The organism is Neptuniibacter marinus, assembly GCF_965223595.1.
Taxonomy (GTDB): domain Bacteria; phylum Pseudomonadota; class Gammaproteobacteria; order Pseudomonadales; family Balneatricaceae; genus Neptuniibacter; species Neptuniibacter marinus.
This window is the reverse complement of sequence record NZ_OZ245004.1, coordinates 1,701,047-1,722,935: the sequence shown is the minus strand read 5'-3', so window position 1 is coordinate 1,722,935 and position 21,889 is coordinate 1,701,047. Positions and strand designations below refer to the sequence as shown.

Genomic DNA, 21,889 nt, shown 5'->3' with positions numbered 1-21,889 from the left:
AGAAACTAAAGATACGCTCAGGCTTTTTATTAAACATTTCCTAATATACTAACTAAGCGGCACTCACTATTAAAAAAAACCTACTGTAGTCGTAAAAAAAATGTTTCTCCTTCAAGAATCATTGCTATGGCCACTAACATTACTCATAATCAAGAAAATATGGGATTTATTAATAACGTGTTAAGGTTTTAGATCTGCACCTTTGAAGTATTAACAAAGGACTTTGTGTTGCTAATTCACCCAACAAAACTGTTAAGCGTCTTATTTTTTGTATCATTTTCTATACACGCTGCAGTTACCGCTAAACTAGATCAGTCCACCATTTATCAAGGTGAAAAGCTAACGCTAACAATAGAAACCGATCAAACGAATCAAGACCGTCCAGACCTTCGTGCATTACAAAAAGATTATGTGCTTTTAAGTACAAAAAAGGTCACCCTGTCTAGCCATAGCACAAATACCATCATCACAAAAAATCGCTGGGTCCTTTCACTACGTCCTATTGGAGATGGAGAGAAGATAATCCCACCCATAAAAGTCGGGACCGAAATTAGCCCTGAAGTTTCTCTATTCGTGTTACCTGCTGAGCAAAACCCTCATCCTAGCGAGGGTGCATTACGGCCAATCTATTTAGACGTTGAACTTGATAAAGATGAAGCTTATATCAATGCTCAAGTGATTCTCAGTGCTCGGATATTTCACCTATCGCCTCTTCCTGACAATATGAATTTGAGCCAACCTGAATCTATCGATGCTTTAATCAAACCATTGGAAGAACAGAAAAAGTATTCGACTGTTGTGAGTGGCCAACGCTACACCGTGACCGAAAATAATTACGCTATATTTCCTAGAGAAGAGGGAAGCATTGAAATTTCCCCTTTATTTTTAAGCGCAACATTAACAAACGGTAATCTATTAGAGCTAAACAGCCCTCCTCAAATTATTTCTGTACTACCTCCTACTTTTAGCAGCAGTAATACTCTTTGGCTTCCAGCACAGAGTGTTCATCTTGAAGATAATGTGCCCGACCTTAATCATATTGCAGTAGGTGATAGCTTCACTCGGATTATCTCTATGGAAGCTGAGGGTATACCTGCATCAGCTCTACCTTCATTATCTGTTCTCAAAAATGAATTAGCCGATATAAAACTACTCAATGTCGTATTAGAAGAGCAGATGACAGAGCATGGGGTAGTCAGTCAACGCACAGAAGAGCTCCTCATTACCCCCTTAGAAACAGGTGAGGTAACACTACCTGCAATCGATATTCCTTGGTGGAACACTCAAACTGATCAAGGTCAAACCGCAAGCCTTGCATCAAAAGTAATTTCTACAAGTATTCAAGCAAAGCCTAAAGTATCAAACGAGCTACAAAGTAATGACTCTATTAATAATGAAGGGGATCGACCTAAAGATACTTCTGAGCTACTTATCTGGTTACTTACTGCTATCAGTATAGTGTCGGTATTAGGCTGGATTTACTCTTTTAATAAACTACGACTATTACAAAACATCTCTAAACACAACGAAGAACAACTCGCTCAAGAACAGACAATGCGCAAACAGGTTGCAACTGAAATAGCAGAAAGAAATACCTTTCAAGCCTTATCTATGGCCTGTAACCAGAACAATCCAGCCATAACGCAATTACGATTAATTGAATGGGCACAAAGTTTTTGGAACGACCCACTACTACTCTCGCTAGAACAGGTCTGCGAGAACGCCAAGAACCAAACTCTCAACTTTCTTATAGTGGATTTAGAGCAACATTTATATAGTGAAAGTCCTGAGTTATGGCGAGGAGACCTACTACTTGACGCTATAGACAAACTCCGGAAACGACAACAAAAAAGACTCGATATGCAAGCTGGCGATAACCATCTGAGCTATCAAAACCCTTAACTCAATTACGATAAATAGATGCTAATGCCTGCTCCAATTTAGGATAGTTAAATTTATAACCGCTATCTAAAAGATTTTTCGGCACTACACGCTGCCCCTCAGTTAACAACTCAGCACCTTCTCCTAAAATAAGCTTCAGAATACATACAGGCATAGGCAAAACTGTAGGGCGATGCAAAACATGGCCTAAAGTAGAGCTAAACTCTTTATTTGTTACCGTCTCAGGGGCTGTTAAATTAAACGCTCCAGAAAATTGCTCATGCGTTAACAACATCTCAATAATTTCAATCTGATCATCAATATGTATCCATGACATCCATTGCTTTCCAACACCTATAGCACCACCTAAACCCAATTTAAACGGCATTTCCATTTTAGCTAAAGCGCCACCCTCCCCTAAAACTATGCCTGTACGTAACAAACATACTCGGATACCCAAGCGCTCAGCCTGCAATGCAGCCTTCTCCCACGCCAAACACAACTGATGAGTAAAGCCCGAATTGCATGGGCTTTCCTCGCCTAACTCTTCATCTAATTGACTGCCGTAATAACCAATAGCCGACCCACTTATTAGCACCTTGGGCTTAACTGATAGTTGAGCCAACCACTTAACAATATCATTTGTTAGCTCCACTCGACTGCTATAAAGCAGCTCTTTACGCTCTTTCGACCAACGCTTATCTAAAATAGGTTCTCCCGCTAGATTGATCACCGCATCAAGAGGAATTCCCTCCAACTCTGACAAAGCGCTAATAACCTCAACCGTCCCTTGAAATAGATGCTGGGCTCTATCTTGATCTCGAGTTAAACAGTAAATTTCATCATTAACAGCTAAGCGTCTACGGATGAAGTGCTGGCCGATAAAGCCAGTGCCTCCGGTAATCAATATTTTCATGGGAGCTCCTTTTAATCCTGCAATAATAAGCGCTGCACTCAGCCTACAATATTGATACGATGCTAAGCATTGTTTAGATTAGCAGTCTTATGAGTTAATTTTTAAGAGTACTCAAATGTTTACAGGCATAGTGCAAGGCAAAGGGGTCATCCGCGCCCTCGAGAAAAAAGCAGATTTTATACATCTAAAGGTAGAGCTTCCCCCACAACATTGCAAAGATATCCAATTAGGCGCAAGTATTGCGCTCAATGGCACCTGCCTTACGGTCACTTCGTTTAAAGAAAATATTGTCAGTTTTGATCTCATTATGGAAACCTTACGCGTCACTAACCTTAGCGAAATAAACCTAGGGGATTTGGTTAATTTTGAAAGAGCTGCAAAGTTTGGTGACGAAATAGGTGGGCACTTATTATCTGGGCATGTCCATCAACAGGTTTCAATCAATCGTATTGAAAAGCCAGAAAACAACTGGATTCTTTGGTTTAACATTACTCCCGAGTGGCGAAAGTATATATTTCCAAAAGGCTTTGTTGCGCTTAACGGCTGTAGCCTGACCATCGGCGAAGTTTTAGAGGATCAGTTTAATGTATTTCTTATCCCTGAAACTTTATCAATAACGACCTTTGGTAATCTTGAAAAAGGAGATAAGGTTAATATGGAAATTGATGCCCATACCCAAGCGGTTGTGGACACTGTAGAACAATATTTAGGCAACCGTTAACGCACATTGATTAATCACATTTTAATCGCACTAAATTAGTAAAAAAAACTGCATTGATCTTAGAGTTGGCCGATACATTATGCACATGTCTTAAAAGGAAATAAGATGGGGCTGGATCCATTAGAAAAAGAGAATCAGGAACTCAAACGTACCCTGCGACTGATGATCAATAAAGCAGAACAAAATGAGTCGGTTCTGAATAGTTTTTTTGAAGTGGAGCTTCGCTTACTTTCTTGTGGACGCTTGTCTGAATTATTAGATCTTATCTTGGTTGATTTTAAAGCGCTCTTCCGACTAAGCAGTGTCAATCTGATCTTATTTGACCCTGAACATGCGGCACGTAGTTTACTGAATGAATATGTACCTCCGGCAACAGGTAATACCTTAAGGTTTGTCCAAAGCCAACGACTGTTAAAATCAATTTACCCTAATCAAGGGATGATTGTAGGAACACTTAGCCCCTCCCTAAAAGCTGAAGCCTTCCCTGTCGCAGATAGCCCAGTAGAATCTTGCGCTTTATTACCTTTAGTTAGACACAACTGCTTAATAGGTAGCCTTCACTTAGGGAGCTGCGACGCTAGCCGATACACGGAGCATGTGAGATATGATTATATTCAACACTTAGCCTCTGTGGTATCCGTATGTATAGAAAACTGCATTAACCAAGAGAACCTCCACCGACTCAGCAGTATTGATATGCTGACGAAAGTTCATAATCGCCGTTCATTTGAAGAAGAGATTGTTCGTGAATTATCTCGAGCTAGCCGATCGGCACACTCTTTAGCTTGTTTATTTATTGATCTAGACCACTTTAAAACGGTGAATGATACTTACGGACACCAAACAGGCGATAGAGTACTACGCACAATAGGCTTGTTTCTCAATAAGCAGCTGCGTAAAACAGATACCGTTGCTCGGTATGGTGGTGAAGAATTTGCCATATTATTGCCGAACTGCGACAAAGACCGCGCTTTAAGCATAGCTGAAACGCTTAGAAAGAAATTAGCTAATCTGATTTTTCGTGACGAACTATCTAGGCCTTTCAGGATGACAACATCTATAGGCGTATCTTTATGTCATCCTGAGAAAAATCCATCGGTAAAACTAGACGATATTGCCTATCAACTGATCCAAGCCGCAGACAAAGCTGTTTATAGTTCAAAAGACGCTGGCCGAAACCAAGTTTCATTTATGCCATTTCCAGACCTTGAATCACCACATAACCAAATTGATCAAGGCTAAATTCAACCTAAGCCTTATTCATATCGACAATAAGTTCACGATAAATATCTATATACTCTGTTGCTTTATTCTCTCCAAATAGCGGGTCACTCTCTTGCGGTAATAACCCATCAATAATTGCCCAATCTTCCTCAGAAGCTACACCTTGAATAAGTGGGAACAGATGCCCCTCTTCAGAATCCAGATGAGCCGTTTGTAAAATCACAAACCCATCTAAGAGATTAACAAACTCAGTCATAGGCATAACAGCATCATGAAGGACCCCATCAATGGCCTCTATAAGCTGAATACTGGACGCTTTAAGTTTCTGATGCTCTACAGCACAGTGTAACAAATGCGTGTCTAATGCTTCGGAGCGCCCGGAGAAGTAGTCATAGAGCTTATCTTCTCTCGGATGATGATAACCATCAGCATAAGAAGCGATATAATTGATAACATCTGCCATCAAATTAAAATTAGGCGAGTCACCCGCTCTAAGCTTGTCTATCTTAAGTCCTAATATAACGAGCAACTTATTAAGATTCACATGGTCTTGATGTAACTCAGTAAGTATTGTCATAAGTAAAGCTCCTCACAAAACGTGGTAATACGCAACTCAGGAAACTGAAATTAACATACAACTTGTATTATCTTTGGGTACATAAAAGCCGATCACTATAAATAAAATATAGAGAAAACGAGCAAGTGCGCATGATAAAGATCAATTTAGACGAGGTTAGATAGAAAAATATTGCAGCGCAACACTGATGTAGCTCCGGATGACTAACATCAAACCGGTGAGTGGGAAATAAAACGACAGGCTAGATTCGTTTAGATAAAAAAAGACCAAAGTGAAAAACACTTTGGTCTCAAAAGTTGCATTAAAAATAATCTGGATAGATATCACTAATGCTTAGGCCAAGAGTAAAAGCAAACGCTTTCCTCACTTACCTTAAAGCAAACGGTAGGCCAACTTATTCATCAAGCCGATAAAATAGCTCAAATAAATTTTTTACTCTAACATCCGTCTCTTCAGGCCAATGGCGATCAGCCATATCAACATGAACCGTTGTTACTGAAGCCGCACGCCCAGAAAGAAGGTCAAAATGAAAGTCCCCGACCATTACCGCTTCTTCATTATCCCCAGCCCACTGATTTAAAAGAATATTTATACCTTCAGGTGAAGGTTTAGGTTTCGCTTCATCTCGTCCTAAAATATCTTTGCTAGCAAAAAAATCTGCGGCGCCAATAGCCTGCAAAGATAAAAGAGCAAATTCATGAGCATTCCGTGTCAAAATACCTAAACAGCATCCTTTTTTATCAAGCTTAGTTAATAACTCAACGGCACCCTCCGCTGGTTGTGCTTGTGCAGCATAATAACGCTCAAGCTCATCTAAATGCGTTAACATTGTGCGCCTTTTCTCTTCAGGCTGGAGGGCTATAGCAGAAAGAATATCGGTATCCGGCGCCAAGCCTAATTCATTGCGAATATGTACAAAGTCATGCACAGGCTTAGTTAGGGTGCCATCAAGATCAAAAATCCAATAACGCTTATGCGCTAGACTAACCATTTTAAATTCATGCTCACATAAAAATGCCGAAAGGAATTAACATTTCGGCACTTAATTATAAAATATTCTATAGAAGACTATTCTTCGGCAGTTGAGAAGCTAGCTTCATTAAATGGATCGAGCGGGTTTTCTAATAACTCATCATTATTAAAATATAAAATCCGCCCTTCAAACTTTAAGCGCTTTGTTGCGAACCAACGATCAAGCTCTTCAATACTTTCATCACTGGAATTAACATCAAGCCAACTCATGACTAAATTATAAAAATACACTCCAAAAAGGCCAGCAGCGGCCCCTAAAAAGAACTCCGATGACAGTGCAAAAAGAAGCAGAATAATACCCGCTATCCATATCCGATTCGCTTTAGCCGTTTTGTAAGTATCGTTAGCCAATTCATGACTATCTTTCAATCGCATGTAACGTCTGAAATTTTGTTGAATATCGAACTTATCTTCCGCAGACAATAACTGTGACATATTGCATCCTTAGTCATACGTATATTTTATTATTTTCATTTAAAACCAAATCCAAATATAAAATTTGGCATACACTCCTCAGCGAGTATAGCCGAGGGAAAACCATACGTCCCCCCAGCTGACGGAGAATATTCAAATTTTTACACTAAACTTTTACTAACAACTTCAAAAACATCTTTTGATAGGTCGCCACTATCTCTAATTCGCTCCAACTCAGCCTTCATTAGCTCTTGTCTAGCAACAGAGAATTTTTTCCAACGTGTTAGTGGTGTTAGCATTCTTGCCGCTATTTGAGGGTTTTGGCTATTAAGCTCAATAATACGTTCAGCTAAAAAGCGATAACCACTACCATCCAACGCATGAAAATGAAGGCTATTCTGTGCACAAAAAACAGAAATAACAGAACGAAGTTTATTTGGATTCTTACGATCAAAAGCCGGATGTTCCATTAGCTCAAGCACGCGAGCTAAAGCACCTTGATGAGGGTCCGATGCTTGAATCGATAACCATAAGTTAACCACTAAGCTTTCCGACTTCCAGCGCTCATAGAAATCAACCAGCAGTGCACGCCCCGCATCCCTAAAAGATGAATGGGCAACCAAAACTAAGGCCACTTGCATATCAGTCATATTATCTGCTTTTTCATATTGAGCTTTGGCTAACTGAAGGCTTTCTTCAGTTTCTAGGCTCATTAGATAAGAGAGGCATAAGTTTTTAAGACTTCGACGCGCGACAGAATCTGCATCGGGAGTGTAGGCAATATCAAGATCATTCTCTCGGTATACCGAGCGTAGTTTATCTTCTAGCTGCTCAGCTATGGAATAGCGAACAAACTTACGAACAGCATAAATCGCATCCACATCAACACTGTCAGCCAGCTCAGAAAGGTAAGCTTCCGATGGTAAGGTCAACACTTTACTAACCATCGCTTTATCTAACCCTTCAGCATCGAGAACACTGCGGAATGCGGAGACTAAACGATCATCCAGCTGCATAGTTTTATCTGGATGATAGTCGGCGATAAGCGCCTGCATAATATCAACAGCAAGCTTTTGCGCCGCATCCCAACGGCAGAAACCATCAGTGTCATGAGCCATTAAAAACATTAGCTCATCACGCTGATATGGATAGAAGAGCTTCACTGGTGCCGAGAACCCACGTAAGAGAGAAGGAACAGGTTTAGCGGCTAGACCACCAAAGGTAAATGACTGCTCAAACTCAGTTACATTAAGAATTTGCGTCATCTCACCATTAGGTAACTCAATCCCTTGACCACTTTCATCTAATAACCCCATTGCCAGTGGAATATGGAAAGCTGATTTCTTCTCTTGACCGGGGCTTGGTGGGCAGCTCTGTTTAACATTCAGTACATACTCTCCTGTCGCAGAATTATACTCATCAGTAATATGCAGCTCTGGCGTACCCGCTTGATGATACCAAGCTCTAAACTGGGAGAGATCTTTTCCTGACGCATCTTCCATAGCTTGAATAAAGTCTTCAGTGGTAACCGCTTGCCCATCATGGCGTTCAAAATAGAGATCAGACCCTTTTCGGAAAAGAGCTTCACCTAATAATGTACGCACCATTCGCACCACTTCAGCCCCTTTTTCATAAATAGTTAGGGTATAGAAGTTAGATATCTCAATAAAAGATTCTGGTCGAATGGGGTGAGCCATAGGGCCCGCATCTTCAGCAAACTGAGCAGTTCTGAGCAGACTGACATCTTCAACACGTTTAACGGTACGCGAGTTCATATCCGCAGAAAACTCTGCATCGCGAAATACAGTGAAACCCTCTTTTAAACTAAGCTGAAACCAATCACGACAAGTAACACGGTTACCCGACCAGTTATGGAAGTATTCATGGGCAACCACCGCTTCGACACGCTGAAAACCACCGTCTGTAGTGGTGGCCGCATTAGCCAACACACATGAGGTATTGAAAATGTTGAGGCCTTTGTTCTCCATTGCGCCCATATTGAAGAAATCGACCGCAACAATCATATAGATATCAAGATCATATTCACGGCCGTAAACCTCTTCATCCCATTTCATCGCATTTTTTAGCGAAAGCATGGCATAGTCGAGTTTATCTAGGTCCTTCTCTTCAGCAAAGATTCGCAGCTTCACTTCACGACCAGACATAGTCGTAAAGCAATCCTCAATATGCTGCAGATCCCCTGCAACTAAAGCAAAAAGGTAAGCCGGTTTAGGGAACGGATCTTCCCATGTCACCCAGTGACGATTATTCTCTGCTAACCCTTGCGCTACAGGGTTACCATTGGAAAGAAGTTCTGGATAGAGTGCTTTATCAGCCTCAACTGTCGTTCTAAAAACAGACATCACATCGGGACGATCCGGAAAGAAGGTTATTCGGCGAAAGCCTTCCGCCTCACATTGGGTACAGAACATACCACCAGACTTATATAACCCCTCTAATGCGGTATTTAATTCAGGGTGTATACGTGTCGTCGACTTTAAACAGAAGCGATCGGGAACAGATGCTATCTTAAGCATTTCGCCCTCACGAACGTAATCCTTATCACTGAGCAGATCGTCATCAATAGATAAGCTCACTAACTCCACTGTTTCATGGCCATAAAGCTCTAGAGCGGGAGCACTCTCGGTACAGGCCGGGTTTCTACTAATAGTTAACACGGCATGAACTAAGGCTTCATCTTCAAATAGCTCAAAACGCAGATCAGTGGATTCGAAAAGATAAGCAGGGACTTTATAGTCCTTTAAATAGATCGCTTTAGGTTCCTGTGACATTCCAACACCTTAGTTATCAGGCAGATATCATTACCTGATAAGCAGTAAATTTACGCATATTAATAACACCGGTATCTAAAATCAGATACTGGCCTTTGATCCCTTGTAGCACTCCGCTAACTTCAGGCGTTTTATCAAAATTAAACGATGTAACCTTTTGCGGATAGTTCAAAACAGGATAATTAATCTCTATCTGTTCAGCCTCAGGCAATCGCTGTATTGCTTGTAAACCAAATTCATTTTCTAATGCGATCAAACCCGCTTGGCACTTTTCAAATAACAGATCTCTTGTTTCTGTTAAATCTAAGCTTTCTACTTCGTTTTTCAACATTTTGCGCCAATTAGTTTTATCTGCAACATGCTCACCTAATAATCGTTCGACCTTACCAGACTGAAGGCGAGTAGCGACTTTGAAAATAGGTAAAGCCTGCACCGCCCCTTGATCCATCCAACGTGTAGGAATCTGTGTGCCACGGGTTATCCCTACTTTAACGCCCGAGGAGTTAGCCAGATAAACATAGTGATCTTGGAAACAAAACTGCTCGCCCCAACTCTCGTCACGGCAGCTGCCTTCATGAAAATGACACAGTTCCGGTTTAACAATACATTGATCACATTGAGGCAAGCTTTTAAAACAGGGATAACAATAACCCTGGCTAAAGCTCTTATTCGTTTTCCGCCCACAATGAGTGCAATTGATAGCACCTTGGTAATGAAGACGTATAGGCTTTCCTATAAGTTCGTTCATCGCAACTTCTTGCTCACCTACAGGCAAAAAGTAACTAACCTTGTCAGAAAGTTCTGTACGCATTTTCTGCAATGCGCCGCACGCAATTTCCTGCATCAGTTTTTATCATCTATAAGGATTTTGATAGTGTCCGGCTGCAAGGGATCTTTCCCATGCTGAGAACCATCCTTTTTCGTGCGATCAATAAATCCGACTCGCTCATCGACTGGCTTATTTTCATAATCATAAGCGATCACTGCGCGCATACAAATATCTCGTTGCTCGGCGGTCAATTTACGTCCATCAGGCCACTTACCTAATTCTACTGCACGTTTTAATGACTGGTGCATATCAGGAGTCATCGCCTGAATCAGCTCTTCATAATTCATAAATTCATCCATAGATAACATAAAACGAGGACTAACCTCGTTTATCAGAAAGCGGGAAAGTTTATCACACCCTGCTTTCTTTCAGCATGAACTCAAGTACTTGATCTTGAATTCTCTCCCTATTCTTAATACTCGGCATATGTAGATCTTCAATCTCAATAACTTGAGATAGATTAGGTACAACAGTGCGAGCACATTTTTCTACTTTACTCGGCGCAAAGTAGAGATCATCAGTAGCAACAATAAGCTGTACCGGTGCCTGAAATGCTTGTAAATCTTGTTTTTCAAACGGTCCCGGTGGCAAGAGTGTCATGGGGATACCCGCCTGAAAAACGGCAAAGTAATATGACTCCAGCTCTGGCCAATTATCACCCATTAAAGGTTTCATCAACTGATCAAAATGTAGTTGGTCCGTATTCAATTTAAAACTCAAAAACGGCATAAATAGTTTTTTTAGTGGGCGCCAAATAGGACGGAAAAAACCGGCAGGGACAACCAGCGAAGCCATCGTTATTCTATTGGGTGATCGAGTGGCAAGATCAAGTAAAACAGCACCACCGAAGGATAATCCAACCGCAGGACAGCTCTCTATATTTAAACTATCAAGTAAGCCTTCAAACCAAATAGCGTAAGCCTGATTACTTGAAACCGGAGCCATACCCGGCGTTTTACCAGCCTGGCCAGGAATATCAGGACAAATAACATGATATTTTTCAGCCAGCTTAGCAAAAAACTAGATACAAAAAGGTGCGCTCGTATGCAAGCCATGAAGCAACAATAAAGGCGGTGCGTCATTAACTCCCGCCTTCGTCACCCAAACTTGGCCAAACGGTGTTTGTACATACTCTCCGGTTAAATTTGGAACAAGAGTGCCAACCTTTTCAGCCTGCTGCTCATAACGCTGCTTAAGATCCAGCGATAACATAGTTGCATCCATCTATCTTTCCTCAGGCTTTCGCCAATCGTTTACCAAGAGGCACAAAAATTAAGCCTGTAACAAGGCCGGCAAGATGAGCTGTATTTGCTATAGAACCAAAACCAACGCTACTCAGAATACCGCTGTAGCCTAAAGCTAACCAAAAAACCATAAATCCCATCAAAGCTGGGGGCAAACGAAGCTTGGGAGAATATAACCTATCCCACAGCCAGCAATAACCAAGAAAGGCGAAAACAACACCAGACAGGCCGCCAAACATCGGGCCACTGACCCAATATTGAGCCAAGTTAGATGTAACACCTGAAATAAGCACAAGCATTACTAAAGATAAACGACCTTGTGCAGATTCAATTCGCGTGCCTGCAATCCAGATCCAAAGAACATTGAAGACGATATGAGCTGCACTAAAATGCAGAAAAATCGGTGTAATAAAGCGCCAATACTCCATTGACTCAACAGTGCCCATAAGACCACTGGTATAAATTCCATCACTCTTTTGTAACAACTCGGTGATAGTGAAATATCTTAATAGATCAAAATTTTCCCCAAAACCAATTAAAAAGCTAAGGACAATACTGATCACAATTAATGAGGTTGAAAGCCAAGCCCGTTGCGCTAAAACAAAAAAATTAGGCTGTACAGCCACCGAGTGCTCAAACACAGGAGTTGGTTGAGCCCTAAACTCCATTTGAGAAAGCCCCCCCCCGTTTTTCCACATCTCATAAAGGGCCAAGATATCTTCAGGGTTAACATTTGGCTCAACCCAGAACTCTTGAAAATCACCTTTCTCAAGAACCCGATGGGGAACCTCATACTGCCAAAGGAACTGAGTGAATTCGGTCAGGTCTTCATTGAGAGGAACAGTAAATACTTTAATCATTAGAAATTAGGCTCATCCGCAATCTCTTTTCTGACATCAACAAAAATAAACTTATCGGGCTGAATAACCTTTTCATTATCTAAACGGTAAGCAACTAATTTCCCATATTTAACCGCACTGTAATCTAGACAAGCGATATTTGATGTTATGGGTGCGGGAGTCCCTTCTCGCCAATAATGACCAATAAAAAGCATCTTCTCTTCAGGGCCATAGTACAACAGGTCATTATAATCTTGCTCTGTCAGGGGCATTCTGGCTATATGCTCAGGCAACGGATCAGGTTGAAAAACAACATCACCATAAAGCTCTGGCTCCTCTGTCCAAAATTTGGTCCTGAAAAATCGGCGTTCAAAACCATCCTTACTCACCATCGCCTCACCATTAGGTAGACGCAAATGAGTTCCCCGCAAAAGCCTATCCATTAACGCCCATTCAAAAGTACCGCGCTTGGAAGAGCGGTGAAGAAAGCGATCATCGATGACATGATTAGGATATTCAGCTTCAAAACGGTCGATAAGCTTCTGATGCCAGCACGCATGGACTACCCGAAAACGATCAAACTCTAAGTAGACCGGCATCTCTCTAATCCACTGTAGAAACATCTCTTCTTCATCGGGATAGTTTGCTAACTGCTCTAAGGTTTCAGCAACAATGCGGTGATGACGAGGATTATGTTCACGTAGATAACTTAAACCACTTCCTTCCCGCCCTCGAGTGACATAACTTAGGTAATTAAATTCATGGTTACCCATAACTATATGAGCATGACCCGCTTTAACCATGTCATAAACTAAGTGCAGTGATTCCCTAATATGGGGCCCACGATCAAGAATATCGCCTAAAAAAATAACTTGGCGCCCAGGATTAGAATAAACACCATTACGTTTCGAATAGCCGAGCTTACTCAGCAGCAGCTCTAAACTTAAAAAGCAGCCATGCACATCACCAATGAGATCATACCCTTTTACTTCGCTCGTCACTTTAATCTCCGAGCTTAGTACCCCAACCAAGTTTCTCTCGGCAGGTACTATAAAAGTCATAGTTAAGAGGATGAAGTAACTTCAACTTATGTGGTTTTTTATGCACTGTAACTGTATCGCCAGGCGCACAACTAATATCTTTTTGACCATCACAAGACACAGTCGGGTAAGCACTATTATTTGGGCTAATAACCAGCTTTAGCTCACTATTACCATTAACCACAATAGGTCGACTAGATAAAGTATGAGGAAACATAGGCACAAGGACCAGCGCATCAAGCTTAGGATGCATAATGGGTCCACCACCAGACAAAGAATACGCAGTTGACCCTGTAGGTGTAGAAATTATCAAGCCATCCGATTTTTGTGTATATACAAATTGACCTTCAATATAGAGTTCAAACTCAATCATTCTTGCGGCTTTACCCGGATGTAACACACAGTCATTTAATGCAGTTGCTTCACCAATAGGCACGCCATCTCTTTTTACAATCACATCAAGTAGAAAGCGGCTATCTACGGTATATTTACCTTCTAAAACCTCAGCAACCTTTTCTTCAATCTCATGAGGAGCTATATCAGTAAGAAAACCCAAATTCCCTCGGTTTACACCTAAAACTGGAACATGGTACTGAGCTAAGGAACGTGCGGCTCCCAGCAAACTTCCATCACCGCCAACGACAATCACTAAATCACAAATCTCTCCCATCATTTTAGGAGTACTGGTTTGCTGCCCATGCCCTGGCATCACTTCAGCAATTTTTTCATCTAATATGCAATTAAGACCACGATCCCCTAAAAAACGGATCATATGTTTCAAGGTATCAATCACAGATTTGCTACCTAAACGACCAATAAGGCCGATATTACGAAAGTAATCCATTTTTGCTCCGGATCAGCTGGTTACATCCAAAATATAGATATTTTCATCTAACTCATTTTTCTTGATTTTTTCAATACGCTTTTATAATAAAGCCTATGCATCCCTACAACATTAAAGTGATCTTAACCCCTGAAGTCCCCCTGTATGCAATGCTAAAATCTGGCTCCCTTCAGTAAAAAAACCCTCTTCAATTAACTCTATCAATCGCAGCATCATTTTACCGGTGTAAATCTGGTCTAAGGGGAGATCATAATCATCATCCATCATAGAAATAAAAGCTAGAAGCTCAGGAGATGTTTTAGCATAACCGCCAAAATGGCCGTTGTAATCTAAAACCCAATTATTAACATCTGAATAACCGGCTGATTCTAAAAGCATTGAAATATCATCTTTTAAAAATTTAGCACCTTTCAATACCGGTATACCGACTATATTAACACTAGGCTGGGATGCGGCGACGCCCGCTAAGGTACCTCCCGTCCCACATGCAAGTACGATATTATCTATGCCATATTTCTGGATTAGGGATTGATTAACAATCTCTGCCGTCCCTTTGACTGCTAAAGCATTACTTCCCCCTTCAGGCACAATAAAGGGATCACCAAATCTATCTCTTAACCCTTGTAAAAAATCCGCGTCTTTTCGTTGTTTGTACTCAGCACGTGTCACAAAATGGAGCTCCATTCCCCAACGCGCAGCATCAGTTAAAGTAGGATTACTTGCATAATCCGACTCTCCTCGAATAATACCAATGGTTTTTATCCCTAACACTTGACCCGCCCAAGCCAAGGCATGAATATGATTTGAATATGCACCACCAAAACTCAGTACGGCTTTGCCCCCCTGAACTTTAGCTTTCTCAAGGTTATATTTCAGCTTAAACCATTTATTCCCACTTACTCGCTGGTTTATCTGATCCAACCTTAATAGATGAACACCTACATCGCGCATCTCAGCTTGCTTCATATTTAATGAAACAACAGGTAATTCATTGAGTTGATCAAACATAGGACAACAACCACGCAAAGTCATAAAACTGAAGTACTTTTGTCATCAATTAGACATAAAAAAATCGTAAAGTAACTAAAAAAGAGGAGAAAACAATGGAAGACTATACAGAAGAACTACTTTATCAAAACATCGATGAATGTGATGATGAGGATTACTCAGATGATGCAGAAGAGCAATAACATCACCTGAGATAGAGACCCGCCTTTATACCTGCTCAGCCTGAACCAGATCCCCAACGTTCTGCTTAATCAAAACCGTTCGGTTTCCACCAGAGCTTTTAGCCTCATACATAGCCAAATCAGCACGCTGCACAACCTGATCAGGCTTTTCAGTCCCATTTGTTTCTGTCACACCAAGACTCATAGACACTTTAGCATTAACACAAGCCCCTTTTTCTATACTATATAGGCATTTAGCATTAAAGATCGTTCGAATCCTTTCTGCTGTTTGGGCTGCATCATGAATCCCTGTTTCAGGCAAAAGCACCATAAACTCATCCCCACCATAGCGAACAGGTATATCATTTTGCCTTAGCGTTTCTTTTGTGAGCTCACCTATAGTCCGAAGGACTCGATCACCCTCCAAATGCCCTAACGAATCATTAATCCCTTTAAAGTCATCTAAATCAAAACAAATAATACTCAGAGGGCGCTGATAGCGTTTAGCACGGTCCAGCTCTTTAGCCATAACACTATAAAAATGTCGCTGGTTAAATAAACCTGTAAGCTCATCAGTAACCGAAAGAATTTGCAGCTGTCGCTCAAAATCATGCCGTTCAGTTAAATCATGGAAAAAGCCAATACTACTTCCTTCAATTTCATCAACTACAACAGCAGACAAGCGGATTGGCACAATACGCCCATCACTACAAATCAGGGTAGCCTCAAAACCCTCAATGGACCCCGGCGCACCATAAGAGTCAGAGTATATAAGTTTCTTTATCTTCCGAGCATCATCTAAGCTAGGGTAGATTTTAGAAATACTCAAAGAACCCACGACGTCCTGAGCGCGATACCCCAAAAACGCCTCGGCAGCCGGATTAAAAATCCGAACCACCCCAGAACCATCTACGCCAATAATAGGGTCAGGGCATAAAGATACTATTAGCGCTCCATCAACACTTCTCACCAACTACCATCCTTGTCTTTTATTTTTATAACGTAGAAAAAATAACCATAAAAAGCTTAATCTATAAAAAAGAAAAAAACTGATCAAAATTTAATCTAAAAATAAAGAATATACATGTTTTGTTCTTAAAATACAAAAACATAGGATGAATATATACAATAAAAGAAGTGGTGGGCGTGGAGAGGCTCGAACTCCCGACATTCGCCTTGTAAGGGCGACGCTCTCCCAACTGAGCTACACGCCCACTAAGTAGATTAGCTTGTATACGATCTTCTCAGCATTTCGAAAAGAAAGAATTGAAACAAACACAATTAAAATGTGACTATTTCAAAATAGTGGCGGAATGGACGGGACTCGAACCCGCGACCCCCTGCGTGACAGGCAGGTATTCTAACCAACTGAACTACCACTCCACGTAATTACGGGACTCGAACCCGCGACCTCGATCTCCACCTTGAGTGACAGACCGCTATCCCAACGAAGTGAACTACCACTCCACATAATACGGGACTCGAACCCGCGACCTCGATCTCCACCTTGAGTGACAGACCGCTATCCCAACGAAGTGAACTACCACTCCACATAATACGGGACTCGAACCCGCGACCTCGATCTCCACCTTGAGTGACAGACCGCTATCCCAACGAAGTGAACTACCACTCCACGTAATTACGGGACTCGAACCCGCGACCTCGATCTCCACCTTGAGTGACAGACCGCTATCCCAAAGAAGTGAACTACCACTCCACATAATACGGGACTAAACCCGCTCTCTATAACGCCAAAGCATTATCGAGTGCTTAGTGGTGGGCGTGGAGAGGCTCGAACTCCCGACATTCGCCTTGTAAGGGCGACGCTCTCCCAACTGAGCTACACGCCCACTAAGCAGATTAGCTTTTATACGATCTTCTCAGCATTTCGAAAAGAAAGAATTGAAACAAACACAATTAAAATGTGACTATTTCAACATAGTGGCGGAATGGACGGGACTCGAACCCGCGACCCCCTGCGTGACAGGCAGGTATTCTAACCAACTGAACTACCACTCCACATAATACGGGACTCGAACCCGCGACCTCGATCTCCACCTTGAGTGACAGACCGCTATCCCAACGAAGTGAACTACCACTCCACGTAATTACGGGACTCGAACCCGCGACCTCGATCTCCACCTTGAGTGACAGACCGCTATCCCAAAGAAGTGAACTACCACTCCACGTAATTACGGGACTCGAACCCGCGACCTCGATCTCCACCTTGAGTGACAGACCGCTATCCCAAAGAAGTGAACTACCACTCCACATAATACGGGACTAAACCCGCTCTCTATAACGCCAAAGCATTATCGAGTGCTTAGTGGTGGGCGTGGAGAGGCTCGAACTCCCGACATTCGCCTTGTAAGGGCGACGCTCTCCCAACTGAGCTACACGCCCACTAAGCAGATTAGCTTTTATACGATCTTCTCAGCATTTCGAAAAGAAAGAATTGAAACAAACACAATTAAAATGTGACTATTTCAACATAGTGGCGGAATGGACGGGACTCGAACCCGCGACCCCCTGCGTGACAGGCAGGTATTCTAACCAACTGAACTACCACTCCACATAATACGGGACTCGAACCCGCGACCTCGATCTCCACTATCAGTGACAGACCGCTATCCCAACGAAGTGAACTACCACTCCACATAATACGGGACTCGAACCCGCGACCTCGATCTCCACTATCAGTGACAGACCGCTATCCCAACGAAGTGAACTACCACTCCACATAATACGGGACTCGAACCCGCGACCTCGATCTCCACCTTGAGTGACAGACCGCTATCCCAAAGAAGTGAACTACCACTCCACATAATACGGGACTAAACCCGCTCTCTATAACGCCAAAGCATTATCGAGTGCTTAGTGGTGGGCGTGGAGAGGCTCGAACTCCCGACATTCGCCTTGTAAGGGCGACGCTCTCCCAACTGAGCTACACGCCCACTAAGCAGATTAGCTTGTATACGATCTTCTCAGCATTTCGAAAAGAAAGAATTGAAACAAACACAATTAAAATGTGACTATTTCAAAATAGTGGCGGAATGGACGGGACTCGAACCCGCGACCCCCTGCGTGACAGGCAGGTATTCTAACCAACTGAACTACCACTCCACATAATACGGGACTCGAACCCGCGACCTCGATCTCCACCTTGAGTGACAGACCGCTATCCCAAAGAAGTGAACTACCACTCCACATAATACGGGACTAAACCCGCTCTCTATAACGCCAAAGCATTATCGAGTGCTTAGTGGTGGGCGTGGAGAGGCTCGAACTCCCGACATTCGCCTTGTAAGGGCGACGCTCTCCCAACTGAGCTACACGCCCACTAAGCAGATTAGCTTTTATACGATCTTCTCAGCATTTCGAAAAGAAAGATTGGCGGAATGGACGGGACTCGAACCCGCGACCCCCTGCGTGACAGGCAGGTATTCTAACCAACTGAACTACCACTCCACGTATACGGGACTCGAACCCGCGACCTCGATCTCCACTATCAGTGACAGACCGCCATCCCAACGAAGTGAACTACCACTCCACATAATACGGGACTCGAACCCGCGACCTCGATCTCCACTATCAGTGACAGACCGCTATCCCAACGAAGTGAACTACCACTCCACGTAATTACGGGACTCGAACCCGCGACCTCCAACTTAAGTGACGATCGCCAACCCGCTAAAGACATCAACTTAGCGCCTCAAACGGAGTGCGAATTTTACGGGTTTTAATGTGCATGTCAAACGTTTCAAATAAAAAAAAAGAAAAAGATCATTACTGCTTATTCTTTGTACAAAATCAGTAAGTTAAATAGAAACTGTAATGAAATCATTATGTTCCCGTAAATAGTAAACCAAGCTATCAACCACGACCTAACCTCTAACTAATAAACCAATACATTCATTCTGTTTACCCTCTCATATACCAGTATTTGTAAACCAAATACGTTAAAATGGCGTTTAATCTAATCCGCTCAATATCACATTAATAACGTTCGAATAACAGCTAAGGTATCGTATGTCAGAAAGCTCTGTTAGTTATGCAATGGATCAATTTATTAACAAACTGATAGCCATACAGCCCACCCCCCCCAAAATAAGATTTGATGAGGACTGGCCATCCCTTTGCTATTTAAATAAAACGAGTGACGGCTCTTTAGCAGATTGGCGTCCTACACGCCAACTAAAAGCCAATGATATGTTTACTCGTTTAAGCGCGGCCCTTGAAGAAGAAGTACATCAAGATATTATTGAGTACTACAGTCGCTACTGGTCTGACCCTATCCCTGCAAAATCAGCGGATGGCGATTTATGCTTACTGCAACCTTGGAATGAAGAAGATTTAGAACGGCTACGAGGCAACTTAATAGGTCATGCACTATCTAAACGTCAGCAAAAACGGCCACTGACCTTTTTTATTGCATGCCCAGAACCTGATAATGATTACTTTATCAGCGTCGACAATTATAGTGGTGAAGTATGGCTAGAGAAACCAGGCAAACCACCGATACGGAAACTAGAAAATACTTTAGCCGCTTTCATTAACGGTTTGAGCCCACGCCCTATAACGGATATGGAGTAATTCAATGCTATCGACCTATTCTTTAAAAATGATTTTTCCTGCAGCATTGCTAATGCTATCTACGGGCTGCGCATCGTTAAATTCACAAGTAATAGATATCCACCCAGAACTACAGGTCTCGCGAAAGCTGGATAAAGAGATACTTATAGATGTCCAAGCCCAAGATCTAAGAACAAACAAAGTCATAGGTTACCGAGCAACAGACGAAACACCAGCCCCTGAAATCATTCTAAAAGACAGTGTAGCCCTACTAAAACACTCCACCGAACACGCGTTAGAGGATATGGGGATTCGCCGCTTCTTTAAAGGCGAATATACAATGAAAGTGAATCTTATCAATCTAAATTACCAAGTAGAAAAACATGGACTCAAACAAACCGTTAATTTAGATATGAAAATTAATGTAGACCTAACAAAAGGTAGTAAACGCTACACAGGCAGCTATACAAATGAGAAGCAGCACACATTTGTTGGCACTCCATCAGAGCAAGAAAATATTAAAATAATTAATGAGCTAGTGACTGAAAATATGAATCTAGTCGTGAATGACAAACAACTACTAGACTTTATTCAATTCAACTAAACCTAAAACTAGGGATCTCAGGGGAGGGTAAAGTCTCTGATATCCCTACTAAAACGCAACAACTACCAACCAACAGTAAATGATAATAAACGGCTAATTTGACTTAAAGGCCGCCCCGATTCTACTTGCCAAAGATTAAAACAATCCTGCACTTTTTGCAGATCACGTTTGGCCGTCGGCTTTTTATCGATAACCCCTTGAGCTTTCAATGCTGCGACCACATCATCGGTTAGAATAAAAGAATCCTTCCCTACCATTCTTAAAAAATAAGCACCCGAATTACCACCAAGCTGCTGACCATGCTTTTTAAGGTAAGCCCACAAACCAACAATATCTGAAGTGGGCCAATCAGCTAAAAATCGTGCAAAGCTACCTTTATTTAGAGCTAGCTCATGGACCATTAACGCATTATTGCGAGTCGCTTTAATCTTACCCCAATGCCTAATAATCTTATCATTCTGCATCAGTTTTTCGAGCTGCTCATCACTCATCAAACTAATCTTTTCAGGATCAAAGCCAAAGAAAGCTTTCTCGAATTCAGGCCATTTACTGTCAACTAAAGCGTGTTTCAATCCAGCGCGAAACACCCTTCGTGACATAACACTCAACAAGCGATCATCTGCTATCAAAGCAAGCTCTTCTGTTTCTAAAGGCTGAGGGAGCAAAAACTCTATATCATCCTCCAGCTTATGCTGCTTTGCATGCTCATAAATCCATTGAAAACTCTTCATGACTTTAAACAGACTCCTCATCAAAATCCAATGAGGCTGAGTTAATGCAATAACGAAGCCCTGTTGGCTGCGGTCCATCAGTAAAAACATGTCCTAAATGGGCATCACACCTCGCACAAGTAACCTCTGTTCGCACCATGCCATGAGAAGCATCATGATGTTCTGCTACAACACTTTTCATATTAGGCTGGAAAAAACTAGGCCATCCACAGCCTGAATCGTATTTATGCTCCGAGCTAAATAAAGTCTCACCGCAACATTTACATAAATAAGTGCCCTGCTGGTGGGTATTATAATATTCACCGGTAAATGGCCGTTCTGTTCCTTTTTCACGGCACACATTAAACTCAGCTGGCGATAAAACTTCGCGCCATTCATCATCTGTCCGACTTATTTTTTCTTTTTTATCACTCATAACTTCTCCAGAACCTTAAATAATCTACAACTAATAATGCTACAG

22 protein-coding genes and 10 tRNA genes are annotated in these 21,889 nt (G+C 42.0%); 5 read left to right on the top strand and 27 right to left on the bottom strand.

Going from position 1 to position 21,889, the window contains the following annotated elements; translation table 11 throughout:
* Positions 1-228 precede the first annotated feature (228 nt).
* Complete coding sequence (locus ACOQOE_RS08000; RefSeq protein WP_420555393.1) at positions 229-1,902, top strand: hypothetical protein; 1,674 nt, start codon at positions 229-231, stop codon at positions 1,900-1,902.
* Between the two features lies 1 nt (position 1,903).
* Here ACOQOE_RS08000 and ACOQOE_RS07995 read toward each other — a convergent pair whose 3' ends face one another.
* Positions 1,904-2,797, bottom strand: a complete 894-nt coding sequence (locus tag ACOQOE_RS07995) for a TIGR01777 family oxidoreductase (RefSeq protein ID WP_420555392.1) — start codon at positions 2,795-2,797, stop codon at positions 1,904-1,906.
* Positions 2,798-2,912: 115 nt separating this feature from the next.
* Between ACOQOE_RS07995 and ACOQOE_RS07990 the strand changes: the two genes are divergently transcribed.
* Both ACOQOE_RS07990 and ACOQOE_RS07985 read left to right on the top strand, forming a co-directional pair.
* The gene (locus tag ACOQOE_RS07990) at positions 2,913-3,518 is read left to right on the top strand and encodes a riboflavin synthase (protein WP_067866981.1); all 606 of its coding nucleotides are present in this window, start codon (positions 2,913-2,915) and stop codon (positions 3,516-3,518) included.
* Positions 3,519-3,623: 105 nt separating this feature from the next.
* Positions 3,624-4,760, top strand: a complete 1,137-nt coding sequence (locus ACOQOE_RS07985) for a sensor domain-containing diguanylate cyclase (RefSeq protein WP_067866979.1) — start codon at positions 3,624-3,626, stop codon at positions 4,758-4,760.
* A 7-nt stretch (positions 4,761-4,767) separates the two neighbouring features.
* On the opposite strand, the gene ACOQOE_RS07980 is transcribed toward ACOQOE_RS07985, so the two are convergent.
* The 24 genes from ACOQOE_RS07980 to ACOQOE_RS07865 all read right to left on the bottom strand — a co-directional run bounded on the left by ACOQOE_RS07980 (position 4,768) and on the right by ACOQOE_RS07865 (position 19,222).
* Positions 4,768-5,319: a hemerythrin domain-containing protein gene (locus ACOQOE_RS07980; RefSeq protein WP_420555391.1), complete on the bottom strand. Its 552-nt coding sequence runs from the start codon at positions 5,317-5,319 to the stop codon at positions 4,768-4,770.
* 394 nt (positions 5,320-5,713) lie between these two features.
* Entirely contained in the window at positions 5,714-6,310 is a 597-nt protein-coding gene (locus ACOQOE_RS07975) for an HAD family hydrolase (protein WP_420555390.1), read from the bottom strand.
* Between the two features lie 77 nt (positions 6,311-6,387).
* Entirely contained in the window at positions 6,388-6,786 is a 399-nt protein-coding gene (locus tag ACOQOE_RS07970; RefSeq protein WP_067866973.1) for a hypothetical protein, read from the bottom strand.
* Between the two features lie 140 nt (positions 6,787-6,926).
* Positions 6,927-9,557: an aminopeptidase N gene (gene pepN / locus ACOQOE_RS07965; RefSeq protein ID WP_067866971.1), complete on the bottom strand. Its 2,631-nt coding sequence runs from the start codon at positions 9,555-9,557 to the stop codon at positions 6,927-6,929.
* Between the two features lie 16 nt (positions 9,558-9,573).
* Positions 9,574-10,401, bottom strand: coding sequence for a DUF2797 domain-containing protein (locus ACOQOE_RS07960; protein WP_067866970.1), 828 nt, complete (start codon positions 10,399-10,401; stop codon positions 9,574-9,576).
* Entirely contained in the window at positions 10,401-10,673 is a 273-nt protein-coding gene (locus ACOQOE_RS07955; RefSeq protein ID WP_067867084.1) for a YeaC family protein, read from the bottom strand. The genes ACOQOE_RS07960 and ACOQOE_RS07955 overlap by 1 nt, the downstream gene beginning before the upstream one ends.
* 64 nt (positions 10,674-10,737) lie before the next feature.
* The gene (locus ACOQOE_RS07950; RefSeq protein ID WP_420555466.1) at positions 10,738-11,361 is read right to left on the bottom strand and encodes an alpha/beta fold hydrolase; all 624 of its coding nucleotides are present in this window, start codon (positions 11,359-11,361) and stop codon (positions 10,738-10,740) included.
* Positions 11,362-11,406: 45 nt separating this feature from the next.
* Complete coding sequence (locus ACOQOE_RS07945; protein ID WP_420555389.1) at positions 11,407-11,610, bottom strand: hypothetical protein; 204 nt, start codon at positions 11,608-11,610, stop codon at positions 11,407-11,409.
* 10 nt (positions 11,611-11,620) lie between these two features.
* Complete coding sequence (locus tag ACOQOE_RS07940; protein ID WP_067866966.1) at positions 11,621-12,490, bottom strand: rhomboid family intramembrane serine protease; 870 nt, start codon at positions 12,488-12,490, stop codon at positions 11,621-11,623.
* Positions 12,490-13,476 (bottom strand): metallophosphoesterase, encoded by a 987-nt coding sequence (locus ACOQOE_RS07935; protein ID WP_231867969.1) that lies wholly within the window; start codon positions 13,474-13,476, stop codon positions 12,490-12,492. The genes ACOQOE_RS07940 and ACOQOE_RS07935 overlap by 1 nt, the downstream gene beginning before the upstream one ends.
* Positions 13,472-14,353 (bottom strand): NAD(+) kinase, encoded by an 882-nt coding sequence (locus ACOQOE_RS07930; protein ID WP_067866962.1) that lies wholly within the window; start codon positions 14,351-14,353, stop codon positions 13,472-13,474. Before ACOQOE_RS07930 ends, ACOQOE_RS07935 begins: the two co-directional genes overlap by 5 nt.
* 111 nt (positions 14,354-14,464) lie before the next feature.
* Entirely contained in the window at positions 14,465-15,361 is an 897-nt protein-coding gene (locus ACOQOE_RS07925; protein WP_420555388.1) for a 1-aminocyclopropane-1-carboxylate deaminase/D-cysteine desulfhydrase, read from the bottom strand.
* Positions 15,362-15,568: 207 nt separating this feature from the next.
* Positions 15,569-16,492, bottom strand: coding sequence for a diguanylate cyclase (locus tag ACOQOE_RS07920; protein ID WP_067866958.1), 924 nt, complete (start codon positions 16,490-16,492; stop codon positions 15,569-15,571).
* Between the two features lie 168 nt (positions 16,493-16,660).
* Positions 16,661-16,736: transfer RNA gene (locus ACOQOE_RS07915), tRNA-Val, on the bottom strand.
* A gap of 92 nt (positions 16,737-16,828) precedes the next feature.
* Positions 16,829-16,905 (bottom strand) — tRNA-Asp (locus tag ACOQOE_RS07910).
* Positions 16,906-17,296: 391 nt separating this feature from the next.
* Positions 17,297-17,372, bottom strand: a tRNA-Val gene (locus ACOQOE_RS07905).
* Positions 17,373-17,464: 92 nt separating this feature from the next.
* Positions 17,465-17,541: transfer RNA gene (locus tag ACOQOE_RS07900), tRNA-Asp, on the bottom strand.
* A 308-nt stretch (positions 17,542-17,849) separates the two neighbouring features.
* Positions 17,850-17,925, bottom strand: a tRNA-Val gene (locus tag ACOQOE_RS07895).
* 92 nt (positions 17,926-18,017) lie between these two features.
* Positions 18,018-18,094, bottom strand: a tRNA-Asp gene (locus tag ACOQOE_RS07890).
* Positions 18,095-18,400: 306 nt separating this feature from the next.
* A tRNA-Val gene (locus tag ACOQOE_RS07885) sits at positions 18,401-18,476 on the bottom strand.
* Between the two features lie 92 nt (positions 18,477-18,568).
* A tRNA-Asp gene (locus tag ACOQOE_RS07880) sits at positions 18,569-18,645 on the bottom strand.
* Between the two features lie 140 nt (positions 18,646-18,785).
* A tRNA-Val gene (locus ACOQOE_RS07875) sits at positions 18,786-18,861 on the bottom strand.
* A 52-nt stretch (positions 18,862-18,913) separates the two neighbouring features.
* Positions 18,914-18,990: transfer RNA gene (locus tag ACOQOE_RS07870), tRNA-Asp, on the bottom strand.
* A gap of 40 nt (positions 18,991-19,030) precedes the next feature.
* Positions 19,031-19,222 carry a hypothetical protein gene (locus tag ACOQOE_RS07865; RefSeq protein ID WP_420555387.1) on the bottom strand — a complete coding sequence of 64 codons (192 nt, stop codon included), beginning with the start codon at positions 19,220-19,222 and terminating at the stop codon, positions 19,031-19,033.
* Positions 19,223-19,551: 329 nt separating this feature from the next.
* On the opposite strand from ACOQOE_RS07865, the gene ACOQOE_RS07860 reads away from it, so the two are divergent.
* Together ACOQOE_RS07860 and ACOQOE_RS07855 are read left to right on the top strand one after the other, a co-directional pair.
* On the top strand, positions 19,552-20,115 hold the full coding sequence (locus ACOQOE_RS07860; protein WP_067866946.1) for a SecY-interacting protein Syd: 564 nt from the start codon (positions 19,552-19,554) through the stop codon (positions 20,113-20,115).
* A gap of 4 nt (positions 20,116-20,119) precedes the next feature.
* A complete protein-coding gene (locus ACOQOE_RS07855) occupies positions 20,120-20,698 on the top strand; it encodes a YajG family lipoprotein (RefSeq protein ID WP_067866944.1) in 579 nt (192 codons plus the stop codon).
* Between the two features lie 62 nt (positions 20,699-20,760).
* On the opposite strand, the gene ACOQOE_RS07850 is transcribed toward ACOQOE_RS07855, so the two are convergent.
* Together ACOQOE_RS07850 and msrB are read right to left on the bottom strand one after the other, a co-directional pair.
* Complete coding sequence (locus ACOQOE_RS07850) at positions 20,761-21,429, bottom strand: DNA-3-methyladenine glycosylase I (protein WP_067866942.1); 669 nt, start codon at positions 21,427-21,429, stop codon at positions 20,761-20,763.
* A gap of 4 nt (positions 21,430-21,433) precedes the next feature.
* Positions 21,434-21,844 (bottom strand): peptide-methionine (R)-S-oxide reductase MsrB, encoded by a 411-nt coding sequence (msrB, locus tag ACOQOE_RS07845; RefSeq protein WP_067866939.1) that lies wholly within the window; start codon positions 21,842-21,844, stop codon positions 21,434-21,436.
* Positions 21,845-21,889: the final 45 nt, after the last annotated feature.

What these genes read in the sequence shown, in the direction of transcription:
- ACOQOE_RS07865 (WP_420555387.1), bottom strand. Translation starts at nt 19,222, where the DNA reads ATGTCTTTAGCGGGTTGGCGATCGTCACTTAAGTTGGAGGTCGCGGGT.
- ACOQOE_RS07930 (WP_067866962.1), bottom strand. Translation starts at nt 14,353, where the DNA reads ATGGATTACTTTCGTAATATCGGCCTTATTGGTCGTTTAGGTAGCAAA.
- ACOQOE_RS07940 (WP_067866966.1), bottom strand. Translation starts at nt 12,490, where the DNA reads ATGATTAAAGTATTTACTGTTCCTCTCAATGAAGACCTGACCGAATTC.
- ACOQOE_RS07980 (WP_420555391.1), bottom strand. Translation starts at nt 5,319, where the DNA reads ATGACAATACTTACTGAGTTACATCAAGACCATGTGAATCTTAATAAG.
- ACOQOE_RS07860 (WP_067866946.1), top strand. Translation starts at nt 19,552, where the DNA reads ATGTCAGAAAGCTCTGTTAGTTATGCAATGGATCAATTTATTAACAAA.
- ACOQOE_RS07955 (WP_067867084.1), bottom strand. Translation starts at nt 10,673, where the DNA reads ATGAATTATGAAGAGCTGATTCAGGCGATGACTCCTGATATGCACCAG.
- ACOQOE_RS07990 (WP_067866981.1), top strand. Translation starts at nt 2,913, where the DNA reads ATGTTTACAGGCATAGTGCAAGGCAAAGGGGTCATCCGCGCCCTCGAG.
- ACOQOE_RS07855 (WP_067866944.1), top strand. Translation starts at nt 20,120, where the DNA reads ATGCTATCGACCTATTCTTTAAAAATGATTTTTCCTGCAGCATTGCTA.
- ACOQOE_RS07960 (WP_067866970.1), bottom strand. Translation starts at nt 10,401, where the DNA reads ATGCAGGAAATTGCGTGCGGCGCATTGCAGAAAATGCGTACAGAACTT.
- ACOQOE_RS07975 (WP_420555390.1), bottom strand. Translation starts at nt 6,310, where the DNA reads ATGGTTAGTCTAGCGCATAAGCGTTATTGGATTTTTGATCTTGATGGC.
- ACOQOE_RS07985 (WP_067866979.1), top strand. Translation starts at nt 3,624, where the DNA reads ATGGGGCTGGATCCATTAGAAAAAGAGAATCAGGAACTCAAACGTACC.
- ACOQOE_RS07850 (WP_067866942.1), bottom strand. Translation starts at nt 21,429, where the DNA reads ATGAAGAGTTTTCAATGGATTTATGAGCATGCAAAGCAGCATAAGCTG.
- ACOQOE_RS07945 (WP_420555389.1), bottom strand. Translation starts at nt 11,610, where the DNA reads ATGGATGCAACTATGTTATCGCTGGATCTTAAGCAGCGTTATGAGCAG.
- pepN (WP_067866971.1), bottom strand. Translation starts at nt 9,557, where the DNA reads ATGTCACAGGAACCTAAAGCGATCTATTTAAAGGACTATAAAGTCCCT.
- ACOQOE_RS07995 (WP_420555392.1), bottom strand. Translation starts at nt 2,797, where the DNA reads ATGAAAATATTGATTACCGGAGGCACTGGCTTTATCGGCCAGCACTTC.
- ACOQOE_RS07925 (WP_420555388.1), bottom strand. Translation starts at nt 15,361, where the DNA reads ATGTTTGATCAACTCAATGAATTACCTGTTGTTTCATTAAATATGAAG.
- ACOQOE_RS07970 (WP_067866973.1), bottom strand. Translation starts at nt 6,786, where the DNA reads ATGTCACAGTTATTGTCTGCGGAAGATAAGTTCGATATTCAACAAAAT.
- msrB (WP_067866939.1), bottom strand. Translation starts at nt 21,844, where the DNA reads ATGAGTGATAAAAAAGAAAAAATAAGTCGGACAGATGATGAATGGCGC.